The 13,173-nt window shown below is 51.8% G+C and carries 12 protein-coding genes; 5 read left to right on the top strand and 7 right to left on the bottom strand.

Annotation, left to right across the window (positions count from 1 at the left end; all coding sequences use genetic code 11):
• Nucleotides 1–6 precede the first annotated feature (6 nt).
• The 7 genes from D515_RS16595 to iolD form a co-directional block, all read right to left on the bottom strand.
• Complete coding sequence (locus tag D515_RS16595) at nucleotides 7–378, bottom strand: hypothetical protein (RefSeq protein ID WP_002540176.1); 372 nt, start codon at nucleotides 376–378, stop codon at nucleotides 7–9.
• A 149-nt stretch (nucleotides 379–527) separates the two neighbouring features.
• Nucleotides 528–1,697 (bottom strand): Gfo/Idh/MocA family protein, encoded by a 1,170-nt coding sequence (locus tag D515_RS16590; RefSeq protein WP_002540175.1) that lies wholly within the window; start codon nucleotides 1,695–1,697, stop codon nucleotides 528–530.
• A gap of 2 nt (nucleotides 1,698–1,699) precedes the next feature.
• Nucleotides 1,700–2,539 (bottom strand): class II fructose-bisphosphate aldolase, encoded by an 840-nt coding sequence (locus tag D515_RS16585; RefSeq protein ID WP_002540174.1) that lies wholly within the window; start codon nucleotides 2,537–2,539, stop codon nucleotides 1,700–1,702.
• A gap of 39 nt (nucleotides 2,540–2,578) precedes the next feature.
• On the bottom strand, nucleotides 2,579–3,439 hold the full coding sequence (locus tag D515_RS16580; protein WP_002540173.1) for a 5-deoxy-glucuronate isomerase: 861 nt from the start codon (nucleotides 3,437–3,439) through the stop codon (nucleotides 2,579–2,581).
• Nucleotides 3,440–3,471: 32 nt separating this feature from the next.
• On the bottom strand, nucleotides 3,472–4,503 hold the full coding sequence (gene iolC, locus D515_RS16575) for a 5-dehydro-2-deoxygluconokinase (RefSeq protein ID WP_002540172.1): 1,032 nt from the start codon (nucleotides 4,501–4,503) through the stop codon (nucleotides 3,472–3,474).
• The gene (locus D515_RS16570; protein ID WP_002540171.1) at nucleotides 4,496–5,671 is read right to left on the bottom strand and encodes a Gfo/Idh/MocA family protein; all 1,176 of its coding nucleotides are present in this window, start codon (nucleotides 5,669–5,671) and stop codon (nucleotides 4,496–4,498) included. Before D515_RS16570 ends, iolC begins: the two co-directional genes overlap by 8 nt.
• A gap of 20 nt (nucleotides 5,672–5,691) precedes the next feature.
• Nucleotides 5,692–7,545, bottom strand: a complete 1,854-nt coding sequence (iolD, locus tag D515_RS16565) for a 3D-(3,5/4)-trihydroxycyclohexane-1,2-dione acylhydrolase (decyclizing) (protein ID WP_002540170.1) — start codon at nucleotides 7,543–7,545, stop codon at nucleotides 5,692–5,694.
• Nucleotides 7,546–7,851: 306 nt separating this feature from the next.
• Between iolD and D515_RS16560 the strand changes: the two genes are divergently transcribed.
• The 5 genes from D515_RS16560 (at nucleotide 7,852) to D515_RS16540 (ending at nucleotide 13,163) form a co-directional block, all read left to right on the top strand.
• Complete coding sequence (locus tag D515_RS16560) at nucleotides 7,852–8,751, top strand: TIM barrel protein (protein WP_002540169.1); 900 nt, start codon at nucleotides 7,852–7,854, stop codon at nucleotides 8,749–8,751.
• Between the two features lie 73 nt (nucleotides 8,752–8,824).
• A complete protein-coding gene (locus D515_RS16555) occupies nucleotides 8,825–9,958 on the top strand; it encodes an ABC transporter permease (protein WP_002540168.1) in 1,134 nt (377 codons plus the stop codon).
• Between the two features lie 35 nt (nucleotides 9,959–9,993).
• Entirely contained in the window at nucleotides 9,994–10,806 is an 813-nt protein-coding gene (locus tag D515_RS16550) for an ATP-binding cassette domain-containing protein (protein WP_002540167.1), read from the top strand.
• Nucleotides 10,807–10,929: 123 nt separating this feature from the next.
• Nucleotides 10,930–11,898 carry a sugar ABC transporter substrate-binding protein gene (locus D515_RS16545; protein ID WP_002540166.1) on the top strand — a complete coding sequence of 323 codons (969 nt, stop codon included), beginning with the start codon at nucleotides 10,930–10,932 and terminating at the stop codon, nucleotides 11,896–11,898.
• 212 nt (nucleotides 11,899–12,110) lie between these two features.
• Nucleotides 12,111–13,163, top strand: a complete 1,053-nt coding sequence (locus D515_RS16540) for a LacI family DNA-binding transcriptional regulator (protein WP_002540165.1) — start codon at nucleotides 12,111–12,113, stop codon at nucleotides 13,161–13,163.
• The last annotated feature ends 10 nt before the right edge of the window (nucleotides 13,164–13,173 follow it).

The following is a 13,173-nucleotide window of genomic DNA, read 5'->3' as shown; positions in this document are numbered from 1 at the left end:
AGGATATTACGTCCAGCGTTTAATCGCATCCGCCGTGTCGCTTGGATTGGTATTGAAGCAAATCGTCGCCTGTGGCGCGGCTTTATGAACGGCATTCACCAGCTTTTCAAACACCAGAAAATGGTCTTCATCGCGACGTACACCTGCGCCGATCAGCACACAGTCATAAGGTTTGCCATTGAGTGCTTCAGTCGCCGCATCAAATGCAGTTTCACCGTCACGAATGTAGTGAAGGTCAACGGCATAGCCCAGTTCGAGTAAGTTATGTCGGTCACCTTCCAATGCTGCGCGGAGCTTTTCCGCTGTCATACCAGGCCATTTATCGTAGTTCACCACATCCGGGTGCCAGCCAAACAGTGCCACTTTCTTGTTATCCATCGTATCTCTCCTTGTATCGTCCTTTGCTAATGTATCGTGGGAGAAGAACATACACTGTTCTAAATACGATAAAAAAAGCGAGCAGACCGACGACTGGCTACCTGCTCGCAAGGTTGTTTGGGTTTAAACAGTGTGTGTTTGATATGGAACTAAGTGAGGTCTCGAAGGGGTTCCCACTCACCGTCGTTGTCGCGTGAGCGAACCGCTGCATAAACAAATGCCATACCGTATGCGCCGTCCTGGACGGTTGGGTTCCACAGGCTCAGTGGTTCAGGAGTTTCGCCTGTCAGATCATCAACGATGTTGGAGGCAAAGTCGTAGTAGAGGTTGGCAAATGCCTCGCGATAGCCCTCCGGATGACCGATAGCGACATGGGAAACACGCTCTCCCGCACCTGAAAGACCTTTGCCACCTTTTGTCAGCACATAAGCAGGTTTATCGATAGGGCGGACTGTCAGCTCGTTAGGCTGTTCCTGATGCCATTCCAGGCCGCCTTTGGTGCCGTAAATGGTAAAGCTCAAACCATGCACACCGCCTGCTGCGGCTTGAGTGACCCAGAAGATGCCACGTGCGTTATTGGGGTAGCGAAGTAATATACCGCAGTAATCATCTGCTGTGCGTCCATCGACCAATGCGGTCACGTCTGCGCTCAATGAACTGGCTTCCATACCAGCGACATAACTGGTCAGGTGGTAGCTATGTGTCGCGATGTCGCCAAGGATCAAAGAAGGACCAGCAAGCTCAGGCTTCATATGCCAGTTAGAGCCAGCAAGCTCAGATTCTGTCAGCGCTGCCAAGTGTCCCTGAACGTAATTGCTTTGCACCATGGTGATGTCACCAATCAAACCCTGCGCCACCATTTCACGCGCTTGACGCACCATTGCATAGCCGCTGTAGCCGTAGGCGACGCAGTAACGCTTACCCGACGCTTTCACCCGCTTCACCAAGTCAGCAGACTCATCTTCAGTCATGGTCAGAGGTTTTTCGCAGAACACGTTGAATCCAGCGTCTAATGCGCGGCATGACAGCTCATAGTGACTGTTGTTGGGCGTCATGATGGCGAGCGCATCTATAGGCTCTTCCGCCGCTGCTTCTCCGGCAAACAAGGCATCTGGGTCACCATAAGGACGCGCAATACCCATGGATTTACCAGCAGCAATTGAGCGCTCAGGATTTGAGGAAAACACACCCGCGACAACATCAAACTCTTCATGCATGGTGGCAGATGAGCGGTGAATGGAACCGATAAAGGAATCTGGCCCGCCGCCTATTACGCCGAGTCTTAAACGTCGCCCGAGCTTCTTATACGCCTTGCTCATCGTCACTCCTTATCTGCTGCCAGGAGCGTGAGCACTCGCATGGCTTCTTGCTTCAGTGCAGGCATTGCTTTGCCCGCGAAATATTGTTTATCAAATTTATTCGGTTCTTCAGCCATGGCTTCACGAATGGCGTTGCCAAAAGCCATTCTAAGTGTCGTTCCTACGTTGAATTTACCGATTCGGCGGGTTTTGAGTTCGCGAAGATCAGCTTCAGTGATACCTGTGGTGCCGTGAATCACCAGAGGCAAGCTGGTAGCCGCTTCGATCTCATCAAGCAGGGGGAAATTAATAGGACTTCCCGCTTCTGTCATGCGATGGACATTACCGACTGAAATCGCAAGCACATCGATACCGCTTTGTTCGGCGTAAATACGTGCTTCTTCCGGGTCGGTAAATTCGGATTTGATGTGGTCGCGACCTTCCTGATAAGGCACAGAGCCAAGTTCACCTTCGACGGAAACACCAACAGCATGGGCGGCATCAGCAACCGCTCTTGTTCGGCGGATATTTTCTTCGAGAGGTAATTGTGAACCATCAAACATCACCGAACTGAATCCGGAGTGAATGGCGCGGTACACGATGGCTTCGTCATAGCAATGATCGAGGTGAACCACCACAGGTACAGAGCTGGCATGTGCCATGGGGAGCAGCATGCCCGCCATGGATTCCACACCGGCGAGATCCACCATGTCTTTGTTCACGGCGAGTATCACGGGCAAATTCAGTTCTTCAGCGGCGGCGATAATCGCCTGCGCTTCTTCAATACCAAATACGTTACAACAAGGCACCGCGCCTTGGGACGACGCGGCTTCCAGCATAAGGTCGTTCAGGGTAACTAGCATCCTTGTCTCCGTTATTGCAGGGTAAACAGACCCAAAGCGTTACTTGAACTTGGCGACCATGTCCTTGATGCCGGGAATCGTGTGTACCTGATACTCATGGTGAGGGTCGAAGTACTGCACGAGAGACTTACTCTTTTCACCGACAATGATGGTGAAGTAGTACATCTCATAACCCGGTGCGGCGACGGAAGGGTGGTAGCCTTTGTCTATGGCGATGACGCTTCCGGTTCTGACGTGGTAGACAGGTCCGTAGTCGTCTTCGTGCTCATATAGGAATTGTGCCCCAAACCCGTGACCCGGATTGAATCTGAACTGGTACACCTCTTCGTAACGCGTTTCTTGCGGCGGCCGTTCTTCATCATGTTTGTGGGGAGGAAATCCTGACCAACCTCCTGCGCCGACAGTAAACAGTTCGCTGACGAGCAATCTTCCGCGTTGGTCTGCGTTTTTCTGTCCGAGGATATGTTTGATTTTTCTGTGTGTTTTGGTGTCATCGCTGCCGTATTGCACTTTGTCTGTGTCTTCGGGCTGGATGGCGAATGGGGTGAGTTTTTCGCTGTTTTCTTCCGGCTCATAACGTCCTCCGGCAATCAATACATCGGCATTCTCTGAAACACAGGTAATGGTGGCTTGGCTACCTGCAGGCACATAGACAGCGGCGGGATCACCATCCCAAACTGACGCACGTTTGCCTATGCTGCTGAATGTTTCACCATCCACGGTGATATCGCAGGTGCCTCCAGCCAAGACAACGGCTGATTCGTATTCGTTAAGTTGGTAGCTGTACTGCTCGCCCGAAGCCAGTTTGACCGGGTTGAAATAGCAGAGGGGTGTGGTGTCGTCATTGATACCGATAACTGGCTCGTTACGGTTATCAAATGGCGCTATGTGTTTTCCCATGGTTAACTCCTTTTACCCAATTAGTGGAACTGTCACTTATCATCAGCGAAGTGATAGTCCCGGCTGCGCATGAACGCCTGAAGTGGTGCGAGAGAAGACATCGCATCTGCGCAGGTATCGCCCGTGACATTAATGGCAGCATTGGCTGCCCCCATGGCCACGGCGTCTTGTAGACAATATTGATTTAGCAGACCAAAAAGCAGGCCGGCAGCAAAGGCATCACCAGCACCGTAAGGCTTGCGCGCTTCTACTTTGAATATAGGTTGAGACAGGCTGGCGAGATTATTATCGTTATCCAACCCAAAGACATCACACCCTTCAGCGCCGCCTTTTACGATGACCAGCTCAGTGCTGCCACTTAACAGCTCTGACGCTGCGCTGACATGGCTGTCTTCGATGTCATGGGGAATGCCCATGACTTCGAATTCCTCGCGGTTACCGATCACTACATCACTGAAGGAGGTGGCGAGGCGATAAAAGTGCGGGGGATCTTCCGGCGACGCCCAAGAGTAGGGACGATAGTCGAGATCGAGCACCACCAGAGTGCCCGCCAGCTGCGCCATTTGCATGGCACAGAAGGTCGCTTCCCGTGAAGGACTGGTGGACAGCGCGGTACCTGAAACAAACAGACATCGGGCGTTGCTGAGGTAGCTGCTGTCTATGTGTTCAACACAGAGCGCAAGGTCAGCCGCGTTATTACGGTAAATCACCACTTCGGGTTCTGGACGCAACTCTGCCACAGCAAGGCTGGTGCGGTATTCACCCGTGAGCGTTGCCACACCATCCAGGTTAATCCCTTTCCCTTCCATGTAAGTGCGAACATAACGCCCCTGGGCGTCATCCGTCAGACAGGAAATAAAACCTGCTTTGGCGCCAAGTTCCGTAAGACCAATCGCTACATTCGCAGGTGATCCGCCGACGCATTTTTTGAAGCTGGATTCAGCGTTGAAGTCTGCACCGTCCGTATTGCCATAAAAATCGACCCCAGCGCGGCCCAGACAAACCACGTCTATCGGACGGTCCCTGTTGGCCTGCCAATCTGAAAGGTGAATGGAATCAGTCATAGTCCACCCAAACGGAACCGTTATCGGCCGATTTCACACAGGCATTCACCATCTTCACACCATCGATACCGCCGTCGATATCTGGGTACCAATGGCTTTCAAGGAAGGCTTTGTCATTGCGGTTGTAGGCATCAATCGCAAGTGCGTAGCGGTGATAAAGATTTGCCCAGGACTCGAAGAAACCTTCAGCATGACCACCGCCTTGACGGTTGGCTGAAACGCCAGGATCATCGTTGTGTAGGTAGCCCATACCACGCTCAAGAATACGGACAGGTTCTCCCTGAACTTCATAGCGAAGTTGGTTTGGATATTCATCCCACCATTCGAGGCTGGCTTTCTCGCCGACAATGCGGACTTTCTGCTGGTGCATCGAGCCGCTGTTGATGGCGCTCGCCCACAGTGTGCCGACTGCTCCACCTTCAAATTGGAACACCACATGGGCGTTGTCTTCCAATGGCGCGCGGGATTCGATAAAGCTTTGGCGTGAGCACATCAGGGATTTCACTTTTAGCCCCGTGATCATGCCTGCCATGTAAAATGGGTGCGTACCGCAATCGCCAATGATGAAACTTGGGCCAGATACTTCAGGGTTCATGCGCCATTTTGCGCCCGGGCTGTTTTTTTCAATCTCGGTGTTGTGGAAACCGTGGGCGAAAGACATCTGAATAACACGCACGGCGCCGATGTCACCGCGACGCACCATTTCTCGTGCCTGATGCACCATCTGGAATCCGGTGTAGCCGTACATCACCGCCAGCATCTTGTTTTGTTTTTCCGCCAAGGCTTTCAGTTCAAGCGCATCTTCAACATGAATGGTGGCGGGCTTTTCACAAATCACATGCAAACCCGCTTCCAGCGCCGCTTTGGCAATTTCATAGTGAGTAGAGTTCGGTGTGGCGATAGACACAGCCTGAATGCCGTCTTCGCGTTTGGCTTCTTCTTCAAACAGGGTTTTGTAATCGGGATAGCAGCGCTCGGGAGCAAGACCCAGCTTGGTCCCGAAGTCGCGTCCACGTTCTGCATCCAAATCCAGTGCCGCTGCAACAAAGGTAAACAGACGGTCACGCTGGGCTGCAGCGCGGTGCGAGTAACCAATCTCACTACCGCGGCCGCCGCCAACCATTCCCCAACGGATCGGTGCATCTAGCTGGAATTCTTCGTTAAACATGCGTGTTCTCCTTGTTGTTATTACACGCCACGACGCTGATTAACGCGTCCCTGTTCCCAGTTATCCCGGGCTTCGATGATATTTGGATCGTCAGAGACTTCTGACAGACCGACTTCCCACCACGCATCACAAGACGACCATTTGGTATCGTCGATGTCGACGACCAATACATAGGTGCGATCTGCGGCTTTGGCACGTTCGAAAGCGGCATCAAAGTCGCCCAAGCTGGTGACTTTCTCTGCATGTGCCCCCAGGCCTTTTGCATGACTGACAAAATCGACGCGCGGCAGGTCGTAATCACGCTCGGTGGTGCAGTCTTCCAACTGGTTGTTGAAAGCGGTGTTACCTGTGTTGGTTTGCAGCTTGCGGATCACCGCGAAACCGCCGTTATCACACACCACCACAATCATCTTGTGTCCGGTCAGTACAGAGCTGTAGATGTCGGAATTCATCATCAGGTATGAACCATCACCGACCATCACTATAGATTCATGATCAGGTCTGGCAATCTTGTTGCCCCAGCCGGCGGCGACCTCGTAGCCCATACAGGAGAAACCGAATTCCACATCCAGCGAATACGGATAGGTCGCCTGCCAGTTCATATTGATTTCAGCAGGTAAGCCGCCGGCAGCAGTAATAACCCGGTCGCCCTCATTGATAAGACCATTCACCTTTCCAACGACCTGCGCATATGAAGGCAAGGTTGTCTCCGCAAATGCCGTGCGGCCGTTAACGATATCAGTCCACGCCGCTTTTTCAGCCTTACCTTTTTCAACCCATGCAGCTTCCGTCGTCCAATCGCCGAGCTTGGCATCAAGCGGCTCAATGGTGTCTTTTGCGTCAGCAATGATGGACTGCGCCATGTGCTTGTTGGCATCAAAACGGCCAGCGTTGATGCTGATAAGTTTCATGCCGGGATCGCGGAACAGTGTCCATGAACCTGTGGTGAAGTCTTGTAAACGGGTACCAATGGCGAGCACTAAATCCGCCTCATTACACATGTGGTTGGCACTGTCTGATCCCGTTGCGCCAATCGGGCCGCAATTCAGTGGGTGATCGTCTGGCAACAAGGTACGGCCTGCGATGGTTTCCACTACCGGGATTTGGTGCTTCTCGGCAAAGCTAACCAAAGCGTCACGCGCACCGGAATAGAACACACCGCCGCCAGCAATGATCAGCGGCTTCTTGGCAGTTTTCAGCGCTTCAACGGCTGCATCTAAATCCACTTCTTCCGGCTGTGGACGGCGGATACGGTGAATTTTGGGTTCGAAGAAGCTTTCAGGGAAATCCCATGCCTGACCTTGCACATCTTGTGGAAGGGCAATCATCGCTGGGCCACAATCGGCGGGGTCCAGCATAGTCGCAATCGCTTGTGGCAATGCGACAGTCAGTTGCGACGGCGCATTGATGCGATCCCAGAAGCGGGTAACGGATTTGAATGCGTCATTCACCGTCAGTGAAGGATTGGCAAAGTGTTCCGTTTGCTGGAGCACAGGGTCAGGTAAGCGGGACTGGAATGTATCGCCGCAAAGCAAAAGCAAAGGCAGGCGGTTAGTGTGTGCTACGCCTGCCGCTGTCACCATGTTTGCTGCGCCAGGGCCTACCGACGAGGTGGCAATACCGATGCGCTGGCGCTTGTGAGCACGGGCATAGGCTACTGCAGCCAGCGCCATGGATTGCTCATTCTGTCCCCGCCATGTAGGGAAGACAGACTGGTTCTCATACAGCTGTTGCCCTAGACAGGTCACGTTACCATGGCCAAATATCGCAAAGGCGCAGCCAAACAAAGACTCCACCTTCCCATCAATCTCGATTTGCTGTGCGGCGAGGTAGCGCACCAACGCCTGAGCAGTAGTTAGCCTTATGGTTCCCATCCTTGCTATCTCCAATAATTTTCCTTGTTTGATGAAATAGTAGTCATGTAATGAAAATGTTTTCAAATGGTGAAAGCTAAAAAATCAGATTTAGCGCTCATTTTTCATTCTAGAACGCCAATCACCCGCAAAAAGCCCACTTTTGAGACGCCGTTTGGTTTGACAAAGTGAAATCATTACCATAGATGTTTAAAAAGTGTTAACGAAAAGTTTGATTATCGAAAGATTAAATCGTTTGGCGTTTGAAACGGGTTTAGCCGCGAAGCGTTAAACAGGGATGGAACATTGAATCAAGGAGACATTGCCTTGGAACTGAAAATAGCCAACGCACCATGCTCATGGGGAATTGAGTTTGCTGACAACCCGGCAAACCCAACATGGCAAACCGTATTGGATGAGATTGCTGGTGCTGGGTACGGGGCAACTGAGCTGGGACCGTTGGGTTACCTGCCGACCGATAAAGCTGCACTCAACGAGGCATTGTCAGTACGTTCATTGGGTTTGATTGCGGGGACCTTGTTCGTGCATTTGCACAAGCCGGAAGAACGCGATGCGATTCTGGAGAAAACGCGAGTGACTTGCCAAATCCTCAAGGAGCAGGGCGCGGATTTTCTGGTGGTGATTGACCACGTTTCATCACCACGCACCGATCAAGCGGGTCAGGTAGAAACGGCAACACGTCTGAATGACGAGCAATGGGCGGAAATGATGGAAACGTTACGCGGTGTCGGCACAGTGTGCGCGGAATATGGCATTACGCCAACGCTTCATGCCCATGCTGGTACTTACATTGAATACCGCGACGAGCTGGACAAAGCCATGCGTGACTTACCGCCAGAGCTGATGTCGCTGTGTGTGGATACCGGCCACTGTGTTTATGCAGGCATGGATCCGAGCGAAGTGCTCCGAACCTACAAAGAACGCGTTAAGTACCTGCATTTCAAAGATATTAACGCCGACGTGCATGCGGTATCCGTCAAGGCTGGCACGGATTTCTATACTGCAATAGGGAATAACATTTTTTGTCCATTAGGGCAGGGTTGTGTCGATTTCGACGAGGTAAGACAAACACTTATCGATATTGATTTTAACGGTTGGGTCACGGTTGAGCAGGACACTGACCCGGCAGCGAAAAGCGATGCGAAAACTGATGCCGAGAAGAGCAGAGCTTTCATTGAGAAAGCGGTGATCGCGAAAGTTGCGTAATCGAAAAAAGCTGTCATCCGGCAGCAAGGAGTCGGGCGAAAGCCCGAATACAGCAAGGAATTTGGAGGCAAGTATGTCGGTAAAAGAAGCCGAATCAGGGACAGATTCAAAACCGCTCGCACCGGGAGATGAGCGGGTTCGTAAAGTTTCAACGCTCAATCGTATGTTATCCCGCCCGGAACTGGGTTCTGTATCCGGTGCCATTCTGGTATTCGCGTTCTTCGCACTCGTCGCCTGGGACTCAGGCATGTTCAACGCTGATGGTGTCGTCAACTGGACGGTGGTGTCAGCGCAGCTCGGTATTATCGCAGTCGGTGCATGTCTGCTGATGATCGCCGGCGAATTCGACCTTTCCATCGGCTCAATGATTGGCTTTGCCGGGATGATGATTGCTATCCCTGCCGTATATTGGGGTTGGCCAGTCTGGGCTGCAATCCTATTTGCCTTTGTTGGCGCGATGGCCGTGGGCTTTATCAATGGCTACATCGTGGTTCGTACCGGGCTACCGTCTTTCATTGTTTCCCTCGCTTTCCTCTTCATTCTGCGTGGTCTGACAATCGCACTGTCTATTGCGTTGACCAATAAAACTATCATTTCTGGCGTAGGTAATCTGGCAGAAGGTGATTGGCTGGCTGCCATGTTTGGCGGCGAGATAGGGACAGGGCTATTTAACTGGCTTGGTAGCGCCGGTTGGATTGAAACCTACTCTGACGGTACGCCAGTAGTCACTGGCATCCCAATGGTCGTGGTGTGGTGGTTCTTGCTGACCGCTGTGTGTTCCTTCGTGCTGCTGCGCACCCGTTTCGGTAACTGGATTTTCGCTTCTGGTGGTGATGCCAACGCGGCGAAAAATGTGGGTGTACCGACTGACCGCGTGAAAATCCTGCTGTTCATGTTCACCGCATTCTGCGCAACGGTGTTCGCCGCTTGTCAGGTATTGGAGTTTGGCTCCGCAGCGGCTGACCGTGGTCTCTTGAAAGAATTCGAAGCCATTATCGCGGCGGTTATCGGAGGTGCACTGCTGACTGGCGGTTATGGCTCAGTCATTGGGGCTTTCTTCGGCGCATTGATTTTCGGTGTGGTGCAGATGGGTATCTTCTTTACAGGCGTGGATTCTGACTGGTTCCGCGTATTCCTCGGCGTGATGCTTCTTATCGCGGTGCTGTTTAACAACTTCATCCGCAAGAAAGTCACGAGCGCCCGCTAAACGCGGATCAGGAAACGGAATTCAGGAGAAAGACAATGGCAGAGAACGATAATTTTATCCTCGAACTGAAAAAGGTAAGCCGTTACTTCGGTTCGGTGATTGCCCTGAAAGATATCGATATGCAGGTGAAGATGGGTGAGGTGCACTGTCTGTTGGGTGACAACGGTGCAGGTAAATCTACCCTGATTAAAACCCTGGCAGGGGTGCACAAACCGTCAGAAGGTGAGTTTCTGATGAACGGTAAGCCTACCACCTTTGAATCACCGCGTGATGCGCTTGATGCGGGTATTGCAACTGTTTATCAAGACCTTGCGCTGGTTCCTTTAATGAGTGTTACCCGTAACTTCTTCATGGGTCGCGAGCTCACCAAAAAAATCGGTCCCTTTGAAGTGTTCGATACCAAAAATGCCAACGAAATTGCCAAGGCAGGTATGAAGGACATGGGTATCGACGTGCGTGACCCTGAGCACCCGATTGGCACAATGTCGGGCGGTGAGCGTCAGTGTCTGGCGATTGCGCGTGCAATTCACTTCGGTGCGAAAGTGCTGATCCTCGATGAGCCAACCGCAGCACTGGGCGTAAAGCAGTCTGCTAACGTGCTCAAAGTCGTTGCAAGGGCGCGCGGCAAAGGCCTTGCCGTGATCCTGATTACACACAATGTTCACCATGCTTACCCCATCGCTGACCGTTTCACGCTGCTGAACCGCGGTAAGAGTCTGGGTACTTGGTTGAAGAAAGATGTTACCCGTGAAGAAATCCTCGAGATGATGGCTGGTGGACAAGAGCTGGAATCACTCGAAGCAGAATTGGCTGAATTCCAGCGGGCAGATGCTGCCACGGCGAATTAGGCTTTTAGTAAGAAGAGTTAACGTGACGGGGCAGTTCGCTGCCCAACCCTTAGCTGTAACCGGGTGGGCAGCTGTACAGCTCGCCCTATGGATACAATAAATAATATAACTTGGAGACACCGGATGAATACCCTACTTAAATCTGTAGCAAAGAGAGCGTCCGTCCTTGTGTTAGCAATGGCAGCCAGTTTGGCCGCAATGCTGCCAGGTACTGCACTCGCCGATGGTGAGCGCTTTGTCCTGATCAGCCACGCACCGGACTCAGATTCTTGGTGGAACACCATCAAGAATGCGATTGGTACAGCGGGCGAACAGCTCAATGTAGAAGTGGAATACCGTAACCCTACTACCGGCGACTTGGCTGATATGGCTCGCATCATCGAGCAGGCCGTTGCGTCCAATCCTGACGGTATTATCACCACCATCGCGGACTATGAAGTGCTGAAAGGTCCACTGGAAAAAGCGAAGAAAAAAGGTATTCCTGTTGTCACCATCAACTCGGGTACTCACCAGCAAAGTGAAGACGTGGGTGCAATTCTCCACGTTGGACAACCAGAATATGATGCGGGTTACGGCGCAGGTAAACGTGCTAAAAAAGACGGCGTGAAAAGCTTTGTCTGTGTTAACCACTACATCACCAACCCAGCTTCTGTAGAACGCTGTCAGGGTTTTGCTGATGCTCTGGGTGTTGAGCTTGGCAGCCAGATGATCGATGTGGGTCAGGATCCAACAGGCATCGAGAAGAAAGTGTCTGCTTACCTGCGTGCGAATCCAGATACAGAAGCCGTGCTGACACTGGGTCCAACATCTGCTCACCCAACTATCCGTGCATTGGATAAGAGCCGTCAGCTGGGCAAAATTTACTTCGGTACGTTTGACTTGAGCGGCGAAATTGCTCAGGGCATCAAAGACGGTCATATCCAGTGGGGTATCGACCAGCAACCATTCCTGCAAGGTTATGTGCCTGTTATGGTGCTGACTCTGTACAACCGTTACGGTATTTCTCCATCTAACAACATCAACTCTGGTCCAGGTTTCGTGACTAAAGAGAACGTTGAGTTGGTAGAAAAACTGGCTGGCGAATATCGCTAACCATGAAAAGCGCCCGGCAACCCTCCGCCGGGCGCGCTCTTTTCAGACTTTCTTCACTTGAAATTGTCTGAACCTGACCAGCACTTTTAGTCATTTCTAATGAAAAGGCGTCGGCCCAGCTTGTGCAGCTGAAAACATTTTCATTATTATGGTGTTGCGCCTGGGGCTATATACCTGAGGGCGAAGGAACGACATTGTAAGCAGGAAAGCGTATGACGAAAGAAACCAACGTTGCCGTTGCAGCAACACAGATTCAGAAAAAACGTAAAGTCACTGTCGTTGAAGTGGCTGAAGCGGCAGGCGTTTCTGTCTCTGCGGTCTCCCGCGCGTTTAATCCTGATGCGAGTATTTCCAGACCACTGCGCGAAAAAGTCTTTAAAGCGGCAGCGTCGTTAAACTACAAACCGAACCGTTTGGCGAGGGGGATTAAATCCCGCTCTAGTCTTGTCGGCATTCTGATGACCGACTTCAACAACCCGTTTTATCTGCCCATTCTTTCCCGCTTTACCACTGAAATCCAAAAGCGTAACTGCCATAGCCTTCTTATCCACGTCGATGGTGAGATGGATATTCAGGAAGCCGTCGAGCTGGTGATGGAATACAACGTTGATGGCCTAATCATCACGTCGGCATCACTACCGCAAGAGCTTGTTGATGCGTGCCACTCCCAGAATACACCGGCAGTTATCTTTGGTCGCGACTCCAGTGAAAACAGTGTCACTGTAGTGAGTTGTGACAATGTGCTGGCAGGAAATATGGCGGCAGATATGCTGCTCGATGCTGGCTATACCAAACCGGCTTTTGTGGCAGGACCGATTGGTACATCAGCGACGATTGACCGCCAACGCGGATTTATTAGTCGCCTGATGGAGCGCGGCTGCAATCAGTGGCAAGTCGTTGAGGGTGGAGAGTTCAGCTACGACGCTGGCTACGATGCCACCTTGCGTATTTTCCAGCACACAGAAAAGCCAGACGCGTTGTTTTATGCCGATGACATCATGGCCTGTGGTGGTATGGATGCACTGCGTTATGAGCTTGGCCTGAGTGTGCCTGAAGATATTGGTGTTGTCGGCGTCGATGATATTCGCCTTGCGAAAAGTCGCTCCTACAACCTTTCCACGATTCGTCAGCCGAACGAGCAGATGATTCAAAGTACCATTGATGCCTTGTTCGAGCACATCGCTGATCCACATTTACCGCCACAGTCCATTACCTTACCGTGTGAAGCGGTGGTGCGCGGTTCAACGCAAAAGACGCGCACTTGATATCGGTGTA

It is taken from the genome of Grimontia indica (assembly GCF_000333895.2).
Lineage (GTDB): Bacteria > Pseudomonadota > Gammaproteobacteria > Enterobacterales > Vibrionaceae > Enterovibrio > Enterovibrio indicus.
Note: the sequence above shows the minus strand (reverse complement) of the source record. Positions and strands in the feature narration are given on the sequence as shown.

Coding starts and splice junctions, on each gene's coding strand:
- D515_RS16555 (WP_002540168.1), top strand. CDS start 8,825: ATGTCGGTAAAAGAAGCCGAATCAGGGACAGATTCAAAACCGCTCGCA.
- D515_RS16570 (WP_002540171.1), bottom strand. CDS start 5,671: ATGTTTAACGAAGAATTCCAGCTAGATGCACCGATCCGTTGGGGAATG.
- D515_RS16595 (WP_002540176.1), bottom strand. CDS start 378: ATGGATAACAAGAAAGTGGCACTGTTTGGCTGGCACCCGGATGTGGTG.
- D515_RS16545 (WP_002540166.1), top strand. CDS start 10,930: ATGAATACCCTACTTAAATCTGTAGCAAAGAGAGCGTCCGTCCTTGTG.
- D515_RS16550 (WP_002540167.1), top strand. CDS start 9,994: ATGGCAGAGAACGATAATTTTATCCTCGAACTGAAAAAGGTAAGCCGT.
- D515_RS16590 (WP_002540175.1), bottom strand. CDS start 1,697: ATGAGCAAGGCGTATAAGAAGCTCGGGCGACGTTTAAGACTCGGCGTA.
- D515_RS16580 (WP_002540173.1), bottom strand. CDS start 3,439: ATGGGAAAACACATAGCGCCATTTGATAACCGTAACGAGCCAGTTATC.
- D515_RS16540 (WP_002540165.1), top strand. CDS start 12,111: ATGACGAAAGAAACCAACGTTGCCGTTGCAGCAACACAGATTCAGAAA.
- iolD (WP_002540170.1), bottom strand. CDS start 7,545: ATGGGAACCATAAGGCTAACTACTGCTCAGGCGTTGGTGCGCTACCTC.
- D515_RS16585 (WP_002540174.1), bottom strand. CDS start 2,539: ATGCTAGTTACCCTGAACGACCTTATGCTGGAAGCCGCGTCGTCCCAA.
- iolC (WP_002540172.1), bottom strand. CDS start 4,503: ATGACTGATTCCATTCACCTTTCAGATTGGCAGGCCAACAGGGACCGT.